General features: G+C 61.0%; 19 protein-coding genes. 8 read left to right on the forward strand and 11 right to left on the reverse strand.

The window, feature by feature from the left end; genetic code table 11:
* Positions 1-2 precede the first annotated feature (2 nt).
* Positions 3-1,154 (forward strand): acyl-CoA dehydrogenase family protein, encoded by a 1,152-nt coding sequence (locus tag AB4N47_RS10030; protein ID WP_341637555.1) that lies wholly within the window; start codon positions 3-5, stop codon positions 1,152-1,154.
* A gap of 91 nt (positions 1,155-1,245) precedes the next feature.
* Here AB4N47_RS10030 and AB4N47_RS10035 read toward each other — a convergent pair whose 3' ends face one another.
* From AB4N47_RS10035 to AB4N47_RS10060, 6 genes are all read right to left on the reverse strand, one after another.
* Positions 1,246-2,019 carry an enoyl-CoA hydratase gene (locus tag AB4N47_RS10035; protein ID WP_016774718.1) on the reverse strand — a complete coding sequence of 258 codons (774 nt, stop codon included), beginning with the start codon at positions 2,017-2,019 and terminating at the stop codon, positions 1,246-1,248.
* Between the two features lie 15 nt (positions 2,020-2,034).
* Positions 2,035-3,162 (reverse strand): acyl-CoA dehydrogenase, encoded by a 1,128-nt coding sequence (locus tag AB4N47_RS10040; protein WP_073474453.1) that lies wholly within the window; start codon positions 3,160-3,162, stop codon positions 2,035-2,037.
* A 142-nt stretch (positions 3,163-3,304) separates the two neighbouring features.
* Complete coding sequence (locus tag AB4N47_RS10045; RefSeq protein ID WP_136493352.1) at positions 3,305-4,498, reverse strand: acetyl-CoA C-acyltransferase; 1,194 nt, start codon at positions 4,496-4,498, stop codon at positions 3,305-3,307.
* A gap of 12 nt (positions 4,499-4,510) precedes the next feature.
* Positions 4,511-5,272, reverse strand: a complete 762-nt coding sequence (locus AB4N47_RS10050; protein ID WP_341637556.1) for an SDR family NAD(P)-dependent oxidoreductase — start codon at positions 5,270-5,272, stop codon at positions 4,511-4,513.
* Positions 5,273-5,290: 18 nt separating this feature from the next.
* Positions 5,291-6,955 (reverse strand): AMP-binding protein, encoded by a 1,665-nt coding sequence (locus AB4N47_RS10055; protein WP_341637557.1) that lies wholly within the window; start codon positions 6,953-6,955, stop codon positions 5,291-5,293.
* 184 nt (positions 6,956-7,139) lie between these two features.
* Complete coding sequence (locus AB4N47_RS10060; RefSeq protein WP_212616316.1) at positions 7,140-8,156, reverse strand: AraC family transcriptional regulator; 1,017 nt, start codon at positions 8,154-8,156, stop codon at positions 7,140-7,142.
* 259 nt (positions 8,157-8,415) lie between these two features.
* On the opposite strand from AB4N47_RS10060, the gene efeU reads away from it, so the two are divergent.
* The 4 genes from efeU to efeO (AB4N47_RS10080) are packed head-to-tail and all read left to right on the forward strand — an operon-like array spanning position 8,416 to position 12,615.
* Entirely contained in the window at positions 8,416-9,255 is an 840-nt protein-coding gene (efeU, locus tag AB4N47_RS10065; RefSeq protein ID WP_041480384.1) for an iron uptake transporter permease EfeU, read from the forward strand.
* Between the two features lie 8 nt (positions 9,256-9,263).
* Complete coding sequence (gene efeO, locus AB4N47_RS10070) at positions 9,264-10,448, forward strand: iron uptake system protein EfeO (RefSeq protein WP_341637559.1); 1,185 nt, start codon at positions 9,264-9,266, stop codon at positions 10,446-10,448.
* Positions 10,449-10,465: 17 nt separating this feature from the next.
* Entirely contained in the window at positions 10,466-11,764 is a 1,299-nt protein-coding gene (efeB, locus tag AB4N47_RS10075) for an iron uptake transporter deferrochelatase/peroxidase subunit (RefSeq protein ID WP_258709969.1), read from the forward strand.
* Between the two features lie 26 nt (positions 11,765-11,790).
* Positions 11,791-12,615, forward strand: coding sequence for an iron uptake system protein EfeO (efeO, locus tag AB4N47_RS10080; RefSeq protein ID WP_341637560.1), 825 nt, complete (start codon positions 11,791-11,793; stop codon positions 12,613-12,615).
* Positions 12,616-12,720: 105 nt separating this feature from the next.
* Here efeO (AB4N47_RS10080) and pssA read toward each other — a convergent pair whose 3' ends face one another.
* Positions 12,721-14,064: a CDP-diacylglycerol--serine O-phosphatidyltransferase gene (gene pssA / locus AB4N47_RS10085; protein ID WP_341637561.1), complete on the reverse strand. Its 1,344-nt coding sequence runs from the start codon at positions 14,062-14,064 to the stop codon at positions 12,721-12,723.
* A gap of 269 nt (positions 14,065-14,333) precedes the next feature.
* On the opposite strand from pssA, the gene AB4N47_RS10090 reads away from it, so the two are divergent.
* From AB4N47_RS10090 to AB4N47_RS10100, 3 genes are all read left to right on the forward strand, one after another.
* Complete coding sequence (locus AB4N47_RS10090; protein WP_130910518.1) at positions 14,334-14,897, forward strand: TetR/AcrR family transcriptional regulator; 564 nt, start codon at positions 14,334-14,336, stop codon at positions 14,895-14,897.
* A 54-nt stretch (positions 14,898-14,951) separates the two neighbouring features.
* Positions 14,952-15,431, forward strand: coding sequence for a nuclear transport factor 2 family protein (locus AB4N47_RS10095; RefSeq protein ID WP_305380774.1), 480 nt, complete (start codon positions 14,952-14,954; stop codon positions 15,429-15,431).
* Positions 15,432-15,683: 252 nt separating this feature from the next.
* On the forward strand, positions 15,684-16,463 hold the full coding sequence (locus tag AB4N47_RS10100) for a TSUP family transporter (RefSeq protein WP_016774706.1): 780 nt from the start codon (positions 15,684-15,686) through the stop codon (positions 16,461-16,463).
* Here the strand turns inward: AB4N47_RS10100 and nudC are convergent.
* The 4 genes from nudC to AB4N47_RS10120 all read right to left on the reverse strand — a co-directional run bounded on the left by nudC (position 16,431) and on the right by AB4N47_RS10120 (position 19,786).
* Positions 16,431-17,261: an NAD(+) diphosphatase gene (nudC, locus tag AB4N47_RS10105; protein WP_341637562.1), complete on the reverse strand. Its 831-nt coding sequence runs from the start codon at positions 17,259-17,261 to the stop codon at positions 16,431-16,433. The two genes, AB4N47_RS10100 and nudC, sit on opposite strands and share 33 nt — an antisense overlap.
* 7 nt (positions 17,262-17,268) lie before the next feature.
* The gene (locus tag AB4N47_RS10110) at positions 17,269-18,081 is read right to left on the reverse strand and encodes a crotonase/enoyl-CoA hydratase family protein (protein WP_122881052.1); all 813 of its coding nucleotides are present in this window, start codon (positions 18,079-18,081) and stop codon (positions 17,269-17,271) included.
* Between the two features lie 187 nt (positions 18,082-18,268).
* A complete protein-coding gene (locus AB4N47_RS10115) occupies positions 18,269-19,414 on the reverse strand; it encodes a PQQ-dependent sugar dehydrogenase (RefSeq protein WP_016774703.1) in 1,146 nt (381 codons plus the stop codon).
* Positions 19,415-19,465: 51 nt separating this feature from the next.
* The gene (locus tag AB4N47_RS10120; protein ID WP_016774702.1) at positions 19,466-19,786 is read right to left on the reverse strand and encodes a hypothetical protein; all 321 of its coding nucleotides are present in this window, start codon (positions 19,784-19,786) and stop codon (positions 19,466-19,468) included.
* Between the last annotated feature and the right edge of the window lie 167 nt (positions 19,787-19,953).

Below are 19,953 nucleotides of genomic sequence, written 5' to 3' on the forward strand. Positions count from 1 at the left end.
TCATGCACGATCTCGAACTGACTGAAGAACAAGTGATGATCCGCGACATGGCCCGGGATTTTGCCCGTGGCGAAATCGCGCCCCACGCCCACGCCTGGGAAAAGGCCGGCTGGATCGACGACGCGCTGGTGGCGAAGATGGGTGAACTGGGCTTGCTCGGCATGGTTGTGCCGGAAGAATGGGGCGGCACCTACGTCGATTACGTCGCCTATGCCCTGGCGGTTGAGGAAATCTCTGCCGGTGACGGCGCGACCGGCGCGTTCATGAGCATCCACAACTCGGTAGGCTGCGGCCCGGTGCTCAACTACGGCAGCGCCGAACAGAAACAGACCTGGCTGGCCGATCTGGCCAGTGGGCAGACCATCGGTTGCTTCTGCCTGACCGAACCCCAGGCCGGCTCCGAAGCGCATAACCTGCGCACCCGCGCCGAACTGCGCGACGGCCAATGGGTGATCAACGGTGCCAAGCAATTCGTCAGCAATGGCAAACGGGCGAAACTGGCGATCGTCTTCGCCGTGACCGACCCGGAGCTGGGCAAGAAAGGCCTGTCAGCGTTTCTGGTGCCCACCGACACGCCAGGTTTCATCGTCGATCGCACCGAACACAAGATGGGCATCCGTGCTTCCGACACCTGCGCGGTGACATTGAACAACTGCAGCATCCCCGAGGCCAATCTGCTCGGCGAACGCGGCAAGGGCCTGGCGATTGCCCTGTCCAACCTTGAAGGCGGACGCATCGGCATCGCGGCGCAGGCATTGGGTATCGCCCGGGCAGCGTTTGAAGCGGCGCTGGCCTACTCGAAAGATCGGGTGCAATTCGACAAGCCGATCATCGAGCACCAGAGCATTGCCAATCTGCTTGCTGACATGCACATGCAGATCAACGCCGCGCGGTTGCTGATCCTCCATGCGGCGCGGCTGAGGACGGCGGGCAAACCATGCTTGTCCGAGGCTTCACAGGCCAAGCTGTTCGCGTCGGAAATGGCCGAGAAAGTATGTTCGTCGGCGATCCAGATCCATGGCGGCTATGGCTATCTGGAAGATTACCCGGTCGAGAAGTACTACCGCGATGCGCGGATTACTCAGATCTATGAAGGTTCGAGCGAGATACAGCGGATGGTGATTGCGCGGGATTTGAAGAACTATCAGTTGTAAAAGCTTCGCGAGCAGGCTCGCTCCCACATTGGACGGTGCAGATCCTGTGGGAGCGAGCCTGCTCGCGAATGCGTCAGCTTAGGCACCGCATCTATTTGCCTTGGAATGCAGCCTCACGCTTGGCAATAAAGGCCGCCATCCCTTCCTTCTGATCCTGCGTCGCAAACGCAGCATGAAACACCCGCCGCTCGAAACGCACGCCTTCGCTCAGGTTGACCTCGAACGCGCGGTTGACGCTCTCCTTGATCATCATCGCAATCGGCAGCGACTTGCCGGCGATCACCGCTGCAACTTTCAGCGCCTCATCAAGCAGCTCATCGCTCGGCACGATCCGCGCGACGATGCCGCAACGCTCGGCTTCCACCGCGTCGATCATGCGCCCGCTCAGGCACATTTCCATGGCTTTGGCTTTGCCCACGGCGCGGGTCAGGCGCTGAGTGCCGCCCATGCCCGGCAGCACGCCGAGGTTGATTTCCGGCTGGCCGAATCTGGCGTTGTCGCCAGCCAGAATGAAGTCGCACATCAGCGCCAGTTCACAACCGCCGCCGAGGGCAAAACCATTGACCGCTGCGATGATCGGCTTGCGGCGGTTAGCGACGCGATCGCTGTCGCTGAACAGATCGTCCATGTAGATCTGCGGATAGGTCAGCTCAGCCATTTCCTTGATGTCGGCGCCGGCGGCGAAAGCCTTTTTCGAACCGGTGAGGACGATGCAGCCAATATGCGCATCGGCTTCCAGCGTATCGAGGGCGTGGTTCACTTCGCTGACCAGTTGCGCGTTCAGCGCGTTCAGCGCCTGCGGCCGGTTGAGGGTGATCAGGCCGACGCGGTCGCGGGTTTCCAGCAGAATCGTTTCGTAAGTCATGAATAAAATTCCTTGTCAGAGATTGCGCGAAATGACCATGCGCTGAATGTCGCTGGTGCCTTCGTAGATCTGGCAGACGCGCACGTCGCGGTAGATGCGTTCCAGCGGGAAGTCGTTGAGGTAACCGTAACCGCCGAGGGTTTGCAAGGCCATGGAACAGACCTTCTCGGCCATTTCCGAGGCGAACAGCTTGGCCATCGACGCCTCGACCAGCGCCGGTTGGCCGCTGTCGCGCAAGGCTGCGGCGTAATGCACCATCTGCCGGGCGACAGCGATCTGCGTGGCCATGTCGGCCAAGCGGAACGCCACGGCCTGATGCTCGATGATCGGTTTGCCGAAGGTGTCGCGCTCACGGGCGTAATCGCGCGCAGCTTCGAATGCGGCGCGGGCCATGCCGACGGCTTGTGAGGCGATACCGACGCGGCCGCCTTCGAGGTTGGCCAAGGCGATCTTGTAGCCCTCGCCCTCCTCGCCCAGCCGATTGGCGACCGGCACTTTCACATCTTCGAAGAGGATCTGGCAGGTGTCGGAGGCGTGCTGGCCGAGTTTGTCTTCGACCCGCGCGACTTTGTAGCCGGGCGAGTCGGTCGGCACGATAAACGCGCTGATCCCGCGTTTGCCGGCGCTCGGGTCGGTCACGGCAAACACGATCACGATGCCGGCGTTCTGCCCGGAGGTGATGAACTGTTTGCAGCCGTTGAGCACGTAGTGATCGCCTTCCAGCCGCGCACGGGTTTTCAGGCTGCTGGCATCGGAACCGGCCTGCGGTTCGGTCAGCGCGAACGCACCGAGCATTGCGCCGCTGGCCAATGGTTTGAGGAAGCGCTCGCGTTGGTCATCATTGCCGAACTTGAGAATCGGCACGCAGCCGACCGAGTTGTGCACGCTCATGATCGTCGAGCACGCACCGTCGCCGGCGGCGATTTCTTCCAGAGCCATGGCGTAGGCCAGGTAGCCGGTGTCACAGCCGCCCCATTGCTCCGGCACGAGCATGCCGAAAAAGCCCAGCTCAGCCATCTCGGCGATGGCTTCCTTGGGGAAACGGTGTTCGCGATCCCACTCGGCGGCGAACGGCTTGAGCCGTTCCTCGGCAAACTGCCGGGCCATGTCGCGGATCTGGGTTTGGTCTTCGTTGGGGATCATGGTGATTCCTTCAAATCTGAGTACGACATAGAACCCTGTGGGAGCGAGCCTGCTCGCGAAAGCGGTGTATCAGTCACGCATGTGCCGGCTGAAACGACGTCTTCGCGAGCAGGCTCGCTCCCACAGTTGATCGGCGATGCCTTCAGTAAACGCATTCCACAGCCATGGCCGTGGCCTCTCCGCCGCCAATGCAGATCGCTGCAATGCCGCGCTTGAGCTGTTTCTGCCGCAGCGCCGCGAGCAACGTCACCAGAATCCGCGCCCCCGACGCACCGATCGGATGGCCCAGCGCGCAGGCGCCGCCGTGCACGTTGAGCTTGTCGTGGGGAATCTCCAGGTGCGTCATCGCCGCCATGCCGACCACGGCAAACGCTTCGTTCACTTCAAACAGATCCACTTGATCCAGCGTCCAACCGGTCTTCTTCACCAGTTTCTTTATCGCGCCAATCGGTGCGGTGGGAAACAAGCCCGGTGTATCAGCGAACGCAGCATGCCCATGGATCACCGCCAGCGGCTTGAGGCCCAGTTGCTGCGCGTGGGACTGGCGCATCAGCACCAGCGCCGCCGCGCCGTCGGAGATCGAGCTGGAGTTGGCTGCGGTGACCGTGCCGCCCTCGCGGAACGCCGGTTTCAGCGAGGCAACCTTGTCGAGTTTGGCTTTCGGCGGCTGTTCATCGTTGCTGATCACTACCTGCTCTTTGCCGACGGTCACCGTCAGCGGGACGATTTCGTCCTTGAAGCTGCCATCCTTGATCGCCTGTTGCGCGCGGGTGGTCGAGGCAATGGCGAAAGCGTCCTGCGCCTCGCGGCTGAAGCTGTTGGCCTCGGCGCAGTCCTCGGCGAAGGTGCCCATCAGGCGGCCCTTGTCGTAGGCGTCTTCGAGGCCGTCGAGGAACATCGAATCGAGCACGCGGCCATGGCCCATGCGATAACCGGCGCGGGCGCGATCGAGCAGGTACGGCGAGTTGGACATGCTTTCCATGCCGCCGGCAATCACCACGTCGGCGCTGCCGGCGAGCAGCATGTCGTGGGCCATGATGGTGGTCTGCATGCCCGAGCCGCACATTTTGTTGACCGTGGTGCAGCGCGTCGATTTATCCAGCCCGGCGCCCAGCGCAGCCTGACGTGCCGGCGCCTGGCCAAGGCCGGCGGGCAATACGCAACCGAACAGCACTTCATCAACCGCGTCGCTGGCGACACCGGCGCGTTCGACCGCAGCCTTGATCGCCGCCGCGCCGAGTTGCGGTGCGGTGAGGCTTTTCAGTTCACCTTGAAAACCGCCCATCGGTGTGCGGACGGCGCTGACGATAACAATCGGATCATTGGACATAGTCATGACTAATCCTCCTTACTTGGCGGCCATGCGCAAGGCGCCGTCGAGACGGATCACCTCGCCGTTGAGCATGCTGTTTTCGATGATGTGGCGCACCAGCGCGGCGTATTCGGCAGGCTTGCCCAGACGCGGCGGGAATGGCACGCCGGCGGCGAGCGAGTCGCGCACTTCCGGGGTCATGCCGGCCATCATCGGCGTTTCGAAAATGCCCGGTGCGATGGTCATCACGCGGATGCCGAAGCGCGCCAGTTCGCGGGCGGCTGGCAGGGTCAGGCTGGCGATTGCGCCTTTGGATGCCGAGTACGCAGCCTGGCCGATCTGGCCGTCGAACGCTGCGACCGAGGCGGTGTTGATGATTACTCCGCGCTCACCGTCAGCATTGGCTTCGCTCTCGCCAATCGCCGCAGCGGCGAGGCGCAGCATGTTGAAACTGCCGATCAGGTTGACGTTGATCACTTGCGCGAAGCTGCTGAGTGCGTGCGGGCCGTTTTTGCCGAGGATTTTTTCGCCACGGACGATGCCGGCGCAATTGACCAAGCCATTGACGCTGCCAAACGCGGCGATCGTCGCTTGGACCGCCGCTTCGGCAGCCGCCTCATTGCTGATGTCGGCAACCACGCTTTGCGCACCAAGGCGCTGAGCCTGAGCGGCGACGGCTTCGGCGTTCATGTCGACCAGCATGACTTTTGCGCCGGCACTGACCAGCAATTCAGCGCTGGCGGCACCGAGGCCTGACGCGCCGCCGGTGACGATAAAAACCTTGTTCTCGATCTGCATGACGGTGTTTCCTTGGATTCAAGCTGAAACGTTGTGCGCCGCGGCCTCTTGAGCCTTGGCGATTTCCTGGTTGCGCAAGATAAAGCGCTGCAATTTGCCACTCGGGGTTTTGGGCAATTCGCTGACAAATTCGATTTCACGCGGGTACGAATGCGCGGCCAGACGCTTGCGCACGTGTTGGCGCAGTTCTTCGGCCAACTCCGGCGCGGCGCGGTACTGCGCGCTCAGCACGACAAAGGCTTTGACCAGTTCGGTGCGTTCCGGGTCGGGCTTGCCGACGACCGCCGCCTCGACCACGGCCGGGTGTTCGATCAGCGCGCTTTCCACGTCGAACGGGCCGACGCGGTAGCCCGAAGTGGTGATCACATCATCACTGCGGCCGACGAAGCTGATGCTGCCGTCCGGGTTCCACTCCACGGTGTCGCCGCTCAGGTAGTAGTCGCCGACGAAGGCCTTGGTCGGCGCGCCTTCGTAGCCGCCGAACCAGCACATCGGCGACTGCGGGCGGTCGATGGCAAGAATGCCCGGCTGACCGACGCCGAGTTCGTTGTATTGCTCATCGAGCACGACGATGCGATGGCCCGGCGAAGCGAAACCAGCGGCGCCGACATGCACCGGGTGCTCAAGGCCGTGGTGGTTGCACAGCACCATGCCCAGTTCGGTCTGGCCGTAATGGTCGTGGATGACCACGTCGAGGTTGTCGGCGAACCAGCGGATCACTTCCGGGTTCAGCGGCTCACCGGCGCTGCTGACGATGCGCAGTTTGCCCTTGATCGATCTGGCAAACTCCTCTCCCCCGGCTATCAGCAAGCGATAGGCAGTCGGCGAGCCGGTGAGATTGGTAATGCCGTATTTGTTGATCACCCGGCAGGTGCTTTCGAGGGTGAACGGGCCATCGTAGAAGGTAATCGGGTGCCCCAGCGCCAACGGCCCGGTCACGCCGAAATAAATGCCGTAGGCCCATCCCGGATCGGCGACATTCCAGAACGCGTCTTCAGGGCGCAGGTCCACCGCATCACGGGTGTAGCTCTGGAAGGCGACGATGGCTTTGAGCGGCACTGACAGCGCTTTCGCCGGCCCCGTGGTGCCCGAGGTGAACATCAACAGGAACGGGTCTTCGCCGGTCAGTAGCACCGGTTCGCAGACATTGGAATAGTTGGCAAGCTCAGCCCAGAAGCTGAAATCTCCACGGACAATGCCCTGACCTTTCACACCGCCAACGGTGACGATGGTCGGGCATGCGCTGACTTCATTGAGCTTGGGCCGGTTGACCGCGTCGGTGACCACGATTTTAGCCCCCGAGCTGTTCAGGCGGTGCTCTAGCGCTTTCGGCCCGAATGCGGTGAATAGCGGCTGATACACCGCGCCGATGCGCCAGGTGGCGAGCACGGTGATGAGCAATTCGATATTGCGTGGCAGCAGGCCAGCGACTTTATCGCCCTTCTGCACGCCCTGGGCGAGAAGGAAGTTGGCGAAACGCGCGGCTTTGTCTTGCAGATCAGTGAAGGTGTAAGTCGCACTTGAGCCGTCGCGACCTTCCCAGAACAACGCAATGCGCCCGGGCAAGGCATGGCGGTCGCAACACTCGACGCAGGCGTTGAGTGCCGCAAGCGTGCCGCGCAGTGACGCGTCGACGGTGTGCTGATAATCGAACTGTTCGGTGGCAGACAAGTAATCGCGCATTGCCAGAATCCCTCGGTGTTTTTATTAGGCTGGGAACCGTAAACAACACAGGGATAGTCGCGCCGCGCGGGGCTTGGGGCAATGGTCAAAGTTATCAAAGTGGCTGACTGGTTTGGCCAAGCCTTTTAAGGGTAATGGTCACGCGGCCCTGGGTGGGAGCGAGCTTGCTCGCGAAGGCGTAGGGTCAGACCACCTCATTGAGGATCAGTGTGCGGTAATGCCCTGGATTCGACCCGGACCATTTGCGAAACGCCTTGTAGAACGAACTGGCATCCGCAAAACCCAGCCGTGCAGCAATCTCGACGAAGCTGATCGAGGGCTCTGCCAGCCAGGTGATCGCCAGCTCTTTGCGCACACTGTCCTTGAGACCCTGATAAGTCTGTCCTTCCTCGGCCAGACGCCGGCGTAATGTCGACGCGGACATGCACAGTTGCTGAGCCAGCGCCTCGGTTTCCGGCCAGTGCTCGGCGGGCACTTGCCGCAGATCGTGCTTGATCCGGCTGGCGAGGCTGTCGGGGTCGCGGTACTTGACCAGAATGTTCGCCGGCGCCTGGGCCAGAAAGCGCTTGAGTTCTTCGGCACTGCGTTTGATCGGCAGATCGAGACAATCGGCGGAAAAGATCATTCGTGTTCGCGGACGTTCGAAACGCAGGTTTTCCGAAAACATCACCCGATAGTCGTCAGTGAAATCCGGTTCGGCGCAGCGCAGTTCAATGGCGAGAATCGGAATCCGCCGCCCGGCCAGCCAGCACGCGACGCCGTGCACGATCATCCAGTAAGTGAAATAGGTGAAGGCGCGGCGCGGTTCGGCGTCGTCTTCGAGCAGGACGATTTCCGCAAGGCTCTGCTGATGCACCAATTGCGCCGGCAGTTTTTCCAGCATCAGCGACAGGAACGTCAGACCGGTATCCAGCGCCGCCGCCAGCGTCGGTTGCGCCATGGCGCTGCGACACAAAAACGCCAGGCTGCCGGACTTGAGCGGGCGTGGGTCCATGCCGAAGAACTCGTCATCACCGCGTCGTGCCAGCAGGCGCCAGAGTCTGGCGTATTGCGAGGCCGGCACCCTGCCCTCATCGGCCGCTAACAAAGCCGGATCGATGCCGACCTTGCTCAAGGCCTCATCCGTGGCTGCGCCCGGGGCACAACTTTGCAGCAGCGCTTCGCGCACCAGTTGAATGGCAATGGTGTCTTTTTCCGCCATGGAGCGAGGTGAGCCTTGTTGTTTTTTGGGTGGTGGGCATCTTAACCCAGCTGCTGAAGTCACCGCAGGGCCAATGTGGGAGCGAGCCTGCTCGTGAACGCGGTGTGTCAGATAAACAAATGTCACAGGCATACCGCATTCGCGAGCAGGAATGACAGTTGTTCAGCTAAGGTTCAGCTAAATGTCAATGAATGCCATTTGGGAATGAGTGTCATTATGTTACAACTTAGCCTCCTATCTAAATCGCTGTGGCTCGCCAATGCTCGTTCCCTTTTTGATCATGTTGCGCGAAGGCATCGAGGCCGCGCTTATCGTCGGCATCATTGCCAGTTACCTGCAACAGACCGGCCGCGGTCAATGGATGCCAGCGGTATGGATCGGCGTCTTCCTCGCCGCTGCCCTTGCCCTGCTGGTCGGCGGTGGCCTGGAACTGGTCAGTGCTGAATTCCCGCAAAAGCAGCAGGAGTTGTTCGAAGGCGTGGTCGGTCTGGTCGCCGTGGGCATTCTCAGTTCGATGGTGTTCTGGATGCGCAAGGTCGCGCGGTCGATCAAGCACTCGCTGCAAGCCTCGCTGGATCAGGCGCTGACGCAATCCAGGCATCAGGTGATTGCATTGATCGCCATGGTCTTCTTCGCCGTCGCTCGCGAAGGCCTGGAAACGGTGTTCTTCCTGCTCGCCGTGTTCCAGCAAAGCGAAGGCCCGGGTGCGCCGATTGGCGCCCTGCTCGGCCTGATCCTGGCGGTGATCGTCGGTTTCCTGATCTACAGCGGCAGCATGCGCCTCAATCTTTCGGCGTTCTTCAAGTGGACCGGATTGTTCATCCTTGTGGTCGCCGCCGGGATTCTCGCCAACTCGGTGCAGGCGCTGCATGAAGCCGGGCTGTGGAATCACCTGCAAACGGTGCTGTTCGACTTCAGCGCGACGCTGCCGATGGACGGCCCGCTGGGCTCGGTGCTGGCCGGCATGTTCGGTTATCAGGATGCGCCGACCGTCAGCACCTTGGGCGCGTACCTGATTTATCTGCTGCTGGCACTGGTGATGTTCTTCATGCCCGCGCCTCGCCAGGCGACGCCAACCACTTCCGTTTCCAGCCAATAAGGCCCTTCATGTCTACTACCCAAACCTCTCCGGCCCTGCGTTGGGCGCTGGCCGGCTCGGTGCTGCTGATGGTCGCCGCTGGCGGGCTGTTCTGGTACGCCTCGAACATGGCCGCAGCCAAGCGTCAGCACAACCACGACGAAATCGTCGTCAACATCCATCCGCACAGTTGCGAGCCGAATGCCCTGACCGTGCCCGCCGGCCGCGCCAGTTTCCGCATCGTCAACCGCTCCGAGCGTGCGGTCGAGTGGGAAATTCTCGACGGCGTGCTGGTGGTCGAAGAGCGGGAAAACATCGCGCCGGGCCTGAGCCAGGTGATCAACGCCAACCTGCAACCGGGCGACTATGCGATCACCTGCGGCTTGCTCAGCAACCCGCGCGGGACTTTGCATGTGACGCCGACGGCCGCTTCCGATGCCGCCGCCAAGGCCAAGCCATCGATGGTGGCTTTCGTCGGGCCGCTGTCGGAGTTTCGCGTGTATCTGGCCGTTCAGAGCAGCGCGCTGATCAAAGCGGCGACGGCGCTGAACCAGGCAATTGCCACTGGTGATCTGGAACAGGCGCAAGCGCTGTACCTGCCGGCGCGTGCCGCTTATCAGCGTCTGGCGCCGGCGGCGCAGCGCCTGGCCGAGCTGGACAATCAGATCAATGCCCGCGCCGATTATTTCGAAAAGCGCGAGCAGGATCCGGCGTTCGTCGGTTTCCATCGCCTCGAATACGCGCTGTTCCAGCAACGCAAACTCGACGATGTCGCGCCGATTGCCCAGCGCTTGCTCGCTGACGTCACCGTCCTCAAGCAACAGTTGCTCGCGCAGTCGCTGCCGCCGGAGCAGTTGGTGGGCATCGTCGTGCGCAACCTCAACAGCCTCGCCGATGTGCGCGCCGGCAGCGGCGAAGAGGAACGCTACAGCCGCAGCGATCTCAACGGTTTCGCTGCCAACGCGCAAACCGCGCGCAAGGTCGTCGACCTGTTGCGGCCGATGCTGAGCAAATCCTCCGCTGACGTGTTGGCGAATGTCGACCAGGCCATGAGTGACTTCGACAACCAGCTCAACGCGTTCAAATCCGCCGATGGCTACGTCAGTTACGACGCCGTGACCGCCGCGCAACGCCAGCAGATCGCCGCCAAAGCCAAGGTTCTGGCCGCGGCAATGGATGGCATCGACCCCGCCCTCGGCCTTTCCGGCCTGTAAGCAGAAGACCACGACAGATGAACGATTCAGAACCTCTCAACCTGCAACGACGTCGCGTGCTGATGGGCATGGGCGCCGCCGGTGTCGCCCTTGCTGGCTCGGCGCTGAGCTGCCCGGCCATGGCCGCGCAGCCTGCGCAAGTCACCGAAGCGCCGAGCAGCGACAAGACCGAAGACCGCCACGACTTCCACGGTGTGCACCAGGCCGGCATCGTCACCCCGCGCCCGGCCTCCGGAATGCTGGTGGCGTTCGATGTGCTGGCCAGCGATCGCGAAGACCTTGAGCGGCTGTTCCGCACCCTCAACGAACGCATCGCGTTTTTGATGAAGGGCGGCCCGGTCGCGCAGGTCGACCCGAAACTGCCACCGCTGGACTCCGGCATCCTCGGCCCGGTGGTCACCCCGGACAACCTGACCATCACCGTTTCCGTCGGCGATTCGCTGTTCGACGAGCGCTTCGGTCTGGCGGCGGCAAAGCCCAGGCGTCTGCAACGCATGGTCGGCTTTCCCAATGATGCGCTGGACGCCGACTGCTGCCATGGCGACCTCAGTCTGCAGTTCTGCGCCAACACCGCCGACACCAACATTCACGCCCTGCGCGACATCGTCAAGAATCTTCCTGATCTGTTGCTGGTGCGCTGGAAACAGGAAGGCAGCGTCCCGCCGCAAGCCCCGGCCAAACCCGGTGTACCGGCGCAGTCGGCGCGCAACTTTCTCGGTTTTCGCGATGGCTCGGCCAACCCCGATTCCAACGACGCCAAGGCCATGGAGCGGATTGTCTGGGTACAACCGGACAGTGACGAACCGGCCTGGGCTGCCCACGGCAGTTATCAAGCGGTGCGCATCATCCGCAACTTCGTCGAGCGCTGGGATCGCACGCCGTTGCAGGAGCAGGAAAGCATTCTCGGCCGGGTCAAGAGCAGCGGCGCGCCCATCGGCGGCCACAAGGAAAGCGAAGTGCCGGATTACAGCAAGGATCCGGCCGGCAAGCTGACCAGGCTCGATGCGCACATTCGTCTGGCCAACCCGCGCACCGCCGCGACCCAGGCCAATCTGATCCTGCGTCGGCCGTTCAACTACTCCAACGGCGTCAACAAGAACGGCCAGCTCGACATGGGCCTGCTGTTCATCTGTTACCAGGCTGACCTGGAACAAGGCTTCATCACCGTGCAGACCCGCCTCAACGGTGAACCGCTCGAGGAATACCTCAAACCGGTTGGCGGCGGTTACTTCTTCACCCTGCCCGGCGCTACCGGCGATGACGACTTCATCGGTCGCTCGTTACTCGCTGCCACCTCCCAAAACAAAACCGCATGACACCCAACCGACACTGGAGCCGCCCCATGAAAAAGACGCCACTCGCGTTATTGCTGACCCTTGGTTTGCTCAACACCCCGCTAGCGGCGTTCGCCGCGACTGCGCCGCTGGATCTGGTGGGGCCGGTGTCGGACTACAAGATCTACGTGACCGAAAAGCTCGATGAACTGGCCAGCCACACCCAGCAGTTCACCGACGCAGTGAAGAAAGGCGACTTGGCGACCGCGCAGAAGCTCTACGCGCCGACGCGGGTGTATTACGAGTCGATCGAACCGATTGCCGAGCTGTTCAGCGATCTCGATGCGTCCATTGACTCGCGCGTCGACGATCACGAGAAAGGCGTGAAGGCCGAAGACTTCACCGGTTTCCACCGCATCGAATATTCGTTGTTTGCGGAGAAAACCACCAAGGGCCTGGATGCACTGGCCGACGGTTTGAACAAAGACGTGCAGGACCTGCAAACCCGTGTGGCCGGTCTGACCTTCCCGCCAGAGAAGGTCGTCGGCGGCGCTGCTGCGCTGTTGGAAGAAGTGGCGGCGACGAAGATTTCCGGCGAGGAAGATCGCTACAGCCACACGGACCTGTACGACTTCCAGGGCAACATCGACGGGGCGAAGAAGATCGTTGATCTGTTCCGTCCGCAGATCGAACAGCAGGACAAGGCATTCGTAGCGAAAGTCGACAAGAACTTCGCCACGGTCGACAGGATTCTGGCCAAGTACAAGACTTCGGATGGCGGATTTGAGACCTATGACAAGGTCAAGGACAACGACCGCAAAGCGCTGGTCGGGCCGGTGAATACGCTGGCGGAAGATTTGTCGATGATGCGCGGGAAGTTGGGTCTAAACTGATTTTTTAGCCTCTGGTCTGGCCCCTTCGCGAGCAGGCTCGCTCCCACAGTTGGAATGCATTTCCCTGTGGGAGCGAGCCTGCTCGCGAAAGCAATTTCGGACGCGCTAGAGAATCCTGTAAAGCAACCGCTCAATCCTCACCCGACTCACCCGCTTGAGAAACTTCGCCACCCCTGCCGGGTAATCCGGCAGAGTCTCCAAGGTCTGGAAACTGTCGATCCGCGTGGTATGGCGGAAGATGTTTTCCAGCTCTTTCGCCCGTGGCTCCAGCCACTCGCCTTTCGGGTCTTCGATCAGCAGCGCGTTTTCCAGGTCGAGGCGAAACGCCCGTGGGTTGAGGTTGTTGCCGGTCAGCAAGGTGTAGCGCTGATCGATCCACATGCCTTTGAGGTGATAGGTGTTGTCACCGTCGCGCCACAAGTGCAGGTTCAATTGGCCGCTGTCGATGCTGTGCTGATGGCGTTTGGCGAAGCGGCGCAGGCTGATCTCGTACAGATACGGCAGCGCGGCGATCACCTTGAACGGCTCGCTCGGCGGAATGTAGAAATCGTTGGCGGTCTTGTCGCCGACCACAATGTCGATCTTCACGCCACGGGCCAGCGCGCGGTTGATCTCACGGATCACGCCCAGTGGCAGGTTGAAGTATGGCGTACAGATGGTCAGCTGCTTTTGCGCGCTGGCGATCAGTTCGAGAATCGCCCGGTTCAGCGGGTTGTTCTTGCCGACGCCGAGCAGTGGCGTGACCGACAGACCTTCTCGGCTGGTGCTGCCGGCGCCGGTGTCATAGGTCGCATACTTGAGGCGACTGCGCAGGTCACCGATGTCGTTGCGCAGGCTGCGGGTAGTCGGCAGGTTGGGCAGGTCGAGGCGGTGCACGGCTTTCGATTCGATCAGGCCATGCTTGACCAGGTGATGCATCGAATCCGCCAGCTCGCGACTGCGCAGCACGTGGTAACGGTCGAAACGGTACTTATCGAGTTTGTGCAGATAGACGTTGTTGAGGCTGGCGCCGCTGTAGACCACCTTGTCGTCAATCACGAAGCCTTTGAGGTGCAGCACGCCGAACAGCTCGCGGGTCTGCACCGGCACGCCGTAGATCGGCACTTCGCTCTGGTGCGTGCGGTTCATGTCCTGATACCAGGCGGCGTTGCCCGGCTGCTTGCCCGCGCCGATCAGGCCGCGCTGGGCACGTAACCAGTCAACCACCACGGCGATTTCCAGCTCGGGACGCTTGAGTTTGGCAGCATGCAGGGCATCGAGGATTTCCTGGCCGGCTTCGTCCTGCTGCAAATACAGCGCGATGATGTAGATGCGCTGGGTCGCTGCGGCGATTTGCTCGAGCAGGCAGCGTCGGAATTCGGCAGCACTGGACAGAATGCTCACCGCCTCGGCGGTCAGCGCGAAGCTGCGCAGTTTAGGCAGCAGAGAACGTTTGAAAAGCAACGGCATAAGGCTCGCAAGGTTCGATTCCGAAGAGTTTGAGAGCTTACACCATCGTCTGCGCCGGGTCTTGTCAGTGTCTATGAACGCCCGGAACCTGATCGTTACCCACGCTCTGCGTGGGAATGCCTCAATGGACGCTCTGCGTCCACTTTGGGACGCAGAGCGTCCCGGGCTGCGTTCCCACGCAGAGCGTGGGAACGATCATTCAAAGCGCCTTTACAGACGCTGAAGAAATTCGCTTGACCAAGGAGAACAGTCGTTCTACTGTTCGCCACATGAACGAATCAATCAGCAATGACACACGCGACATCATTCTGGATGTCACCGAAAAGTTGATCTACAAAAGTGGCATCGCTGCCACCAGCATGGATCTTCTGGTGAAGACCGCCGGCGTCTCCAGAAAAAGCATCTACCGTTACTTTGCCGACAAGGACGCACTGGTTGTCGCAGCCCTTCAGCGACGCGATATTCGCTGGATGCACTGGTTCACAAGTGCTGTCCACCAGGCCGAAACCCCGGCCGATCGCCTGCTCAACCTGTTTACCGTGCTCAAGGGCTGGTTCGACTCGGAAGGCTTTCGCGGCTGCGCCTTCATCAACACCAGCGGCGAAACCGGTGATCCACAGGATCCAGTGCGACTGGTGGCCAAAGAACACAAACAGAAGCTGCTCGACTACGTGTGCGAGCTATGTACCGAATATGGCGCCGAGGATCCGCAACTGCTGGCCAGACAGTTGCTGATCCTGATTGAAGGCGCCATTACCGTAGCGCTTGTGATGGGTGATCACAGTGCCGCCGATAATGCGCAATGCATGGCGCGAAAGTTATTGGGCCTGTAACTCTTAGCAAGCCGGACTTGTTGTTCAAACATTAAATGAATCAGGAGATTGAACATGTCGACTGCAGCCCAGATACGTCCGCCATTGCCCCCGTTCAACCATGCTTCAGCCATCGAGAAAGTGCGTCTGGCCGAGGATGGCTGGAACAGCCGCGATCCGGAAAAGGTTTCGCTCGCTTACACCCTCGACACCAAATGGCGCAATCGCGCCGAGTTCGCCAACAACCGCGAAGAGGCCAAGGCGTTTCTGACGCGCAAATGGGCGAAGGAACTGGATTATCGTTTGATCAAAGAACTCTGGGCCTACTCCGATACGCGTATCGCGGTGCGTTATGCCTATGAATGGCACGACGATTCCGGCAACTGGTTCCGCTCGTACGGCAACGAGAACTGGGAGTTCGATGACAACGGCCTGATGTTCCAGCGCTATGCCTGCATCAATGACATGCCGATCAAGGAAAGCGAGCGCAAGTTCCACTGGCCGCTGGGGCGCCGGCCGGATGATCATCCGGGGCTGAGTGAACTCGGTCTCTAAAGCCAACCCACCCCTGTGTAGGAGCTGCCGAAGGCTGCGATCTTTTGATCTTGATTTGATCGTTCCCACGCGCAGCAGCCGGAACGCTCTGCGTCCCGGAAGATCGCAGCCTTCGGCAGCTCCTACACAGGAACGTATTCCAGAGCGTAGTTGACGACGGCATGCTCTGGCTCGCCGCCGCAGTTAGATACAGGTAACATAATCGCCCTCCCCGCAGCCTACGTTCTGCGCCTTGCCGAATAAGCCGACTCCATGCCTTTCGAACTCAGCGTTGACCTCACCACCCTGGCCATTCTGGCTGCTGTTGCTTTCCTTGCCGGTTTCATCGATGCCATCGCTGGCGGGGGCGGTCTGTTGACCACGCCGGCGCTGCTGACTGCGGGTTTACCGCCGCATCTGGTATTAGGCACCAACAAGCTGAGCTCGACCTTCGGTTCGGCGACCGCCAGCTTCACCTTCTACAAGCGCAAACTGTTTCACCCACGCCAGTGGACCCACGCGATTGTCGGCACCCTGGTCGGTGCGCTCACCGGCGCGGTGGTTGCGCATTACCTGCCGGCCGAGTGGCTGAACAAAATGCTGCCGGTGATCGTCTTCGCCTGTGGCCTGTATTTGCTGTTTGGCGGCACGCCCAAAGCGCCGCTGGACAGCGACGCGCCGATCAAAAAGAAATGGCAATCGACCCAGGGCTTCAGCCTTGGCTTCTACGATGGCGTGGCCGGCCCCGGCACGGGCGCATTCTGGACCGTGAGCAGTCTGCTGCTGTACCCGATCGACCTGGTCAAGGCCAGCGGCGTGGCGCGGAGCATGAACTTTGTCAGCAACATCGCGGCGCTGTCGGTGTTCATCTTCTCCGGACAAGTCGACTGGATCATTGGCTTGTGCATGGGTCTGTCGGTGATGGTCGGGGCTTTCTTTGGCGCGCGCACCGCGATCAGCGGCGGCGCCAAATTCATTCGTCCGGTGTTCATCACCGTCGTGCTCGGCTTGACCGTGCGTCTAGCCTGGCAACACTGGTTCAGCGTGGCCTAAGCGCCGCGCCACATAGACGTCGATCAGGTAACGGGCAATCGAACGCGACGCCGGCAACGGCGGCAAGTCATGCACGTTGAACCACTGGGCGTCCTCGATCTCGTCTTCCTGACAGACAATTTCGCCACCGGCATATTCGGCATGGAAGCCGAGCATCATCGAATGCGGGAACGGCCAGCACTGGCTGCCGATGTACTGGATGTTCTTTACTTCGATCTGCACTTCTTCACGCACTTCGCGAATCAGGCAATCCTCGGCCGATTCCCCCGGCTCGGCGAAACCGGCCAGCGTGCTGTAAACCCCGGTGACGAAACGCGGCGAGCGCGCCAGAAGGATTTCGTCGCCACGGGTGATCAGCACGATCATGCTCGGTGAAATGCGCGGATAACTGCGCAGCTCGCACGGCTGGCAATACATCGCTCGTTCGCGCGGGACTTGTGTCATCCGCTGGCCACAGTTGCCGCAGAAGCGATGCTCTCGTGCCCAAGTGCCGATCTGTGCGGCATAACCGAGCACTTTGTACAGCGTGTGATCGCCTTCGAGCATGAACGCCCGCAAGCCTTTCCAGCCGCATCCGGGCACTTCGCTGACGCTGCGCAACTCGAGCAGATACACCGGCTCGCCATCCAGATGACCAATCCCATGCTCGGCGAGGACTGAAAGGTCCTGCCGCTTGAGCCATTCGCGCGGGAACAGCGCGCCGTTGTCATCGAACAGAAAGCCTTCCGGGCTGCGCGCTACGGCCCAGCCGCCGGGTTGATCGGTGTCGAGTACTGCAGTGGTCCAGCGAGAGGTCATGGTTAACTTAATCCAGAAATTCGGGTTTCTGTTTGCTCATGTGGGCGGCCATGGCCACGCGCAGATCGGTGGATTGCAGCATGGCGGCGTTCCAGGTGGCAACGTATTCGAGACCATCGTCGATGCGATGATCGCGCATGTAGCTGATCATTTCCTTGGTGCCGGTCACGGCAATCGGCGACTTCGCCGCGATGTCACGGGCAATGCCGAACACGCCTTCGAGCAGTGTGTCCTTGTCGCTGTAGACGCGATTGACCAGGCCCATGCTGCGTGCTTCCTCGGCGCCAAAGGTGCGACCGGTGTATGCCAGTTCACGCAGCATGCCGTCTCCGATGATTCGCGGCAACCGTTGCAGCGTACCGACGTCTGCGGCCATGCCGATGTCAATTTCCTTGATGGAAAATTGCGCGTCCTCGGCGGCATAACGCATGTCACAGGCTGAGATCAGATCAATCGCCCCGCCCAGGCAATAGCCCTGAATCGCAGCAAGCACCGGTTTGCGGCAGTTGTCGACAGCGTTGAACGAGGCTTGCAGATTGAGGATCTTGCGCCGCAACAGGCGCGCATTGCGGCCCACGTCCTTGCCCAGTTCATTGGCGACACCGGCAAGCATCATCAGGTCAATGCCGGAAGAAAAATGTTTGCCATTACCGCTGAGCACCACCACGCGGACTTCGTCGGTATCGTCGATCCATTGGAAGATCTCGATGATCTCGCTCCAGAACGCCGCGTTCATTGCGTTGATCTTTTCCGGGCGATTGATCTGCACATGCGCGATGTTATCGGCCAGTTCGACGCTGAAGGCGGAGTATTGAGTCATGGCAGTGATCCTTTACCGGGCTGGGAAATAAGGCCCGAACTATAACAAGGCAACGGGGCGGCGGTTCGGCCAAATGCGGGACTGACGGGCGCGGCTCATTGGGGAGCAGCCGAAGGCTGCGATCTTTTTGGGACGCAGAGCGTCCCGGGCTGCATTCCCACGCAGAGCGTGGGAACGATCGATTGGCTTATTTCAGCCCCAGCCTGTACAGCGAGCCATTCTCTTCATCCGTCAGCACATACAGATAGCCATCCGGCCCTTGGCGCACATCGCGGATGCGCTGATTCAATTCACCCAGCAAACGCTCCTCATGCACCACCTTGTCACCATCGAACTGCAGGCGAATCAGTTCCTGGGTCACCAGTGCGCCGATGAACGCGTTGTGCTGCCACGGGGTGAAGCGATCGGCGTCGTAGAACGCCATGCCGGTAACCCCCGGGGATTTTTCCCAGACATGATGCGGCGCCACGGTGCCTTCAGCAGTTTTGCCCTTGGCCTCTGGAATGGGCTGCATCGAGTAATTGATGCCATGGGTCGCCAACGGCCAGCCGTAGTTTTTGCCGCGCTCGATGATGTTCACTTCATCACCGCCACGTGGCCCGTGTTCGTTCTCCCACAGCGTGCCGGTCCACGGATTGAGCGCCGCGCCCTGCGGGTTGCGCAGGCCATAGGACCAGATTTCAGGCCGGACACCGGATTGGCCAACGAAAGGGTTATCGTCCGGCACTTTGCCGTCCGGGAAGATGCGTACGACTTTGCCTTGCAACTTGTCGAGATCCTGCGCAGTCGGCCGATCGTTGTTTTCACCCAGGGTAATAAACAGATAACCGTCGCGATCAAACACCAGGCGCGAACCAAAGTGGTTGCTCACCGACAGTTTCGGTTCCTGACGGAAGATCACGTTGAAGTCCTTCAACGTCTTCAGGTCATCGGAAAGCCGTCCGCGCCCTACCGCCGTACCAGCCTTGCCGCCCTCACCGCCGCCTTCTGCATACGACAGGTAGACCATGCGGTCCTGCTTGAAGTCCGGCGACAGCGCCACATCGAGCAAGCCGCCCTGCCCTTTGGCCCAGACCTGCGGCACGCCACTGATCGGCTCCGACAGTTTGCCGTCCTTGCTGACGACGCGCAGATGACCCGGGCGTTCGGTCACCAGCATGCCCTTCTGATCAGGCAGAAATGCCAGCGCCCAAGGATGTTCCAGGCCTTGGGCAATGGTGGTGACTTCAAGAATGCCCTGTTCGCTTTTCAGCTCCTTGGGCGCGGCGGCGAAGGCCGGGGCACTGATCAGCGCGGCGGCGCAGCAGGTGGCTAGTAGGGTTTTACGCAACATGCACGATTCCTTTTGTCGTGTGAAAGGCTGACAGAACATCAGTCCTGCCGTTCAACGGTTGCTGCCGGTGCCCCGTGGGGGTGGGTTGGGAATGAAGGTTGGCGGATTGCTCGGCACCGAGCGAATTGGCTGGCCATTGCCGATCCCCCGATTTTCGACGGTCGGCTGACGTGGCACGGGAACGGTGTTCGGCCCGCGAAGGGGCGGAGCACTGGGCTGGGTGCCCTGCATGCTGTTGGGGTTGGCCCGGCGGATCGGGCTGTTGTAAGGGTTATTGCTGTTGCCGGTGGGGCTTTGCGCCAGCACGACATCGGCATGAACCAGACCGCCACTGAGGGCCAGGACGGCGATGCCAAGCAGAAACCGGTTCATGGGAAATACCTCTCGATGTGCGTGGACTAGAGCCTTGGAGCCCAAGCTACGCCGTGGGTTCGGATTTGTTAACCCTCGCGCCTTAAACAACATGTAACACGGCTTGACCGTACTGCTGGAAGCCGCGCAATCACCGGAAACTTTCTCACCGCGCCACGGGTCACCTG

The organism is Pseudomonas sp. S3_G06 (genome assembly GCF_054667565.1).

Bases quoted from the DNA above. Each gene is read 5' to 3' on its own strand.
- AB4N47_RS10030 (WP_341637555.1), top strand. From the start codon at position 3: ATGCACGATCTCGAACTGACTGAAGAACAAGTGATGATCCGCGACATG.
- AB4N47_RS10035 (WP_016774718.1), bottom strand. From the start codon at position 2,019: ATGACTTACGAAACGATTCTGCTGGAAACCCGCGACCGCGTCGGCCTG.
- AB4N47_RS10040 (WP_073474453.1), bottom strand. From the start codon at position 3,162: ATGATCCCCAACGAAGACCAAACCCAGATCCGCGACATGGCCCGGCAG.
- AB4N47_RS10045 (WP_136493352.1), bottom strand. From the start codon at position 4,498: ATGACTATGTCCAATGATCCGATTGTTATCGTCAGCGCCGTCCGCACA.
- AB4N47_RS10050 (WP_341637556.1), bottom strand. From the start codon at position 5,272: ATGCAGATCGAGAACAAGGTTTTTATCGTCACCGGCGGCGCGTCAGGC.
- AB4N47_RS10055 (WP_341637557.1), bottom strand. From the start codon at position 6,955: ATGCGCGATTACTTGTCTGCCACCGAACAGTTCGATTATCAGCACACC.
- AB4N47_RS10060 (WP_212616316.1), bottom strand. From the start codon at position 8,156: ATGGCGGAAAAAGACACCATTGCCATTCAACTGGTGCGCGAAGCGCTG.
- efeU (WP_041480384.1), top strand. From the start codon at position 8,416: ATGCTCGTTCCCTTTTTGATCATGTTGCGCGAAGGCATCGAGGCCGCG.
- efeO (WP_341637559.1), top strand. From the start codon at position 9,264: ATGTCTACTACCCAAACCTCTCCGGCCCTGCGTTGGGCGCTGGCCGGC.
- efeB (WP_258709969.1), top strand. From the start codon at position 10,466: ATGAACGATTCAGAACCTCTCAACCTGCAACGACGTCGCGTGCTGATG.
- efeO (WP_341637560.1), top strand. From the start codon at position 11,791: ATGAAAAAGACGCCACTCGCGTTATTGCTGACCCTTGGTTTGCTCAAC.
- pssA (WP_341637561.1), bottom strand. From the start codon at position 14,064: ATGCCGTTGCTTTTCAAACGTTCTCTGCTGCCTAAACTGCGCAGCTTC.
- AB4N47_RS10090 (WP_130910518.1), top strand. From the start codon at position 14,334: ATGAACGAATCAATCAGCAATGACACACGCGACATCATTCTGGATGTC.
- AB4N47_RS10095 (WP_305380774.1), top strand. From the start codon at position 14,952: ATGTCGACTGCAGCCCAGATACGTCCGCCATTGCCCCCGTTCAACCAT.
- AB4N47_RS10100 (WP_016774706.1), top strand. From the start codon at position 15,684: ATGCCTTTCGAACTCAGCGTTGACCTCACCACCCTGGCCATTCTGGCT.
- nudC (WP_341637562.1), bottom strand. From the start codon at position 17,261: ATGACCTCTCGCTGGACCACTGCAGTACTCGACACCGATCAACCCGGC.
- AB4N47_RS10110 (WP_122881052.1), bottom strand. From the start codon at position 18,081: ATGACTCAATACTCCGCCTTCAGCGTCGAACTGGCCGATAACATCGCG.
- AB4N47_RS10115 (WP_016774703.1), bottom strand. From the start codon at position 19,414: ATGTTGCGTAAAACCCTACTAGCCACCTGCTGCGCCGCCGCGCTGATC.
- AB4N47_RS10120 (WP_016774702.1), bottom strand. From the start codon at position 19,786: ATGAACCGGTTTCTGCTTGGCATCGCCGTCCTGGCCCTCAGTGGCGGT.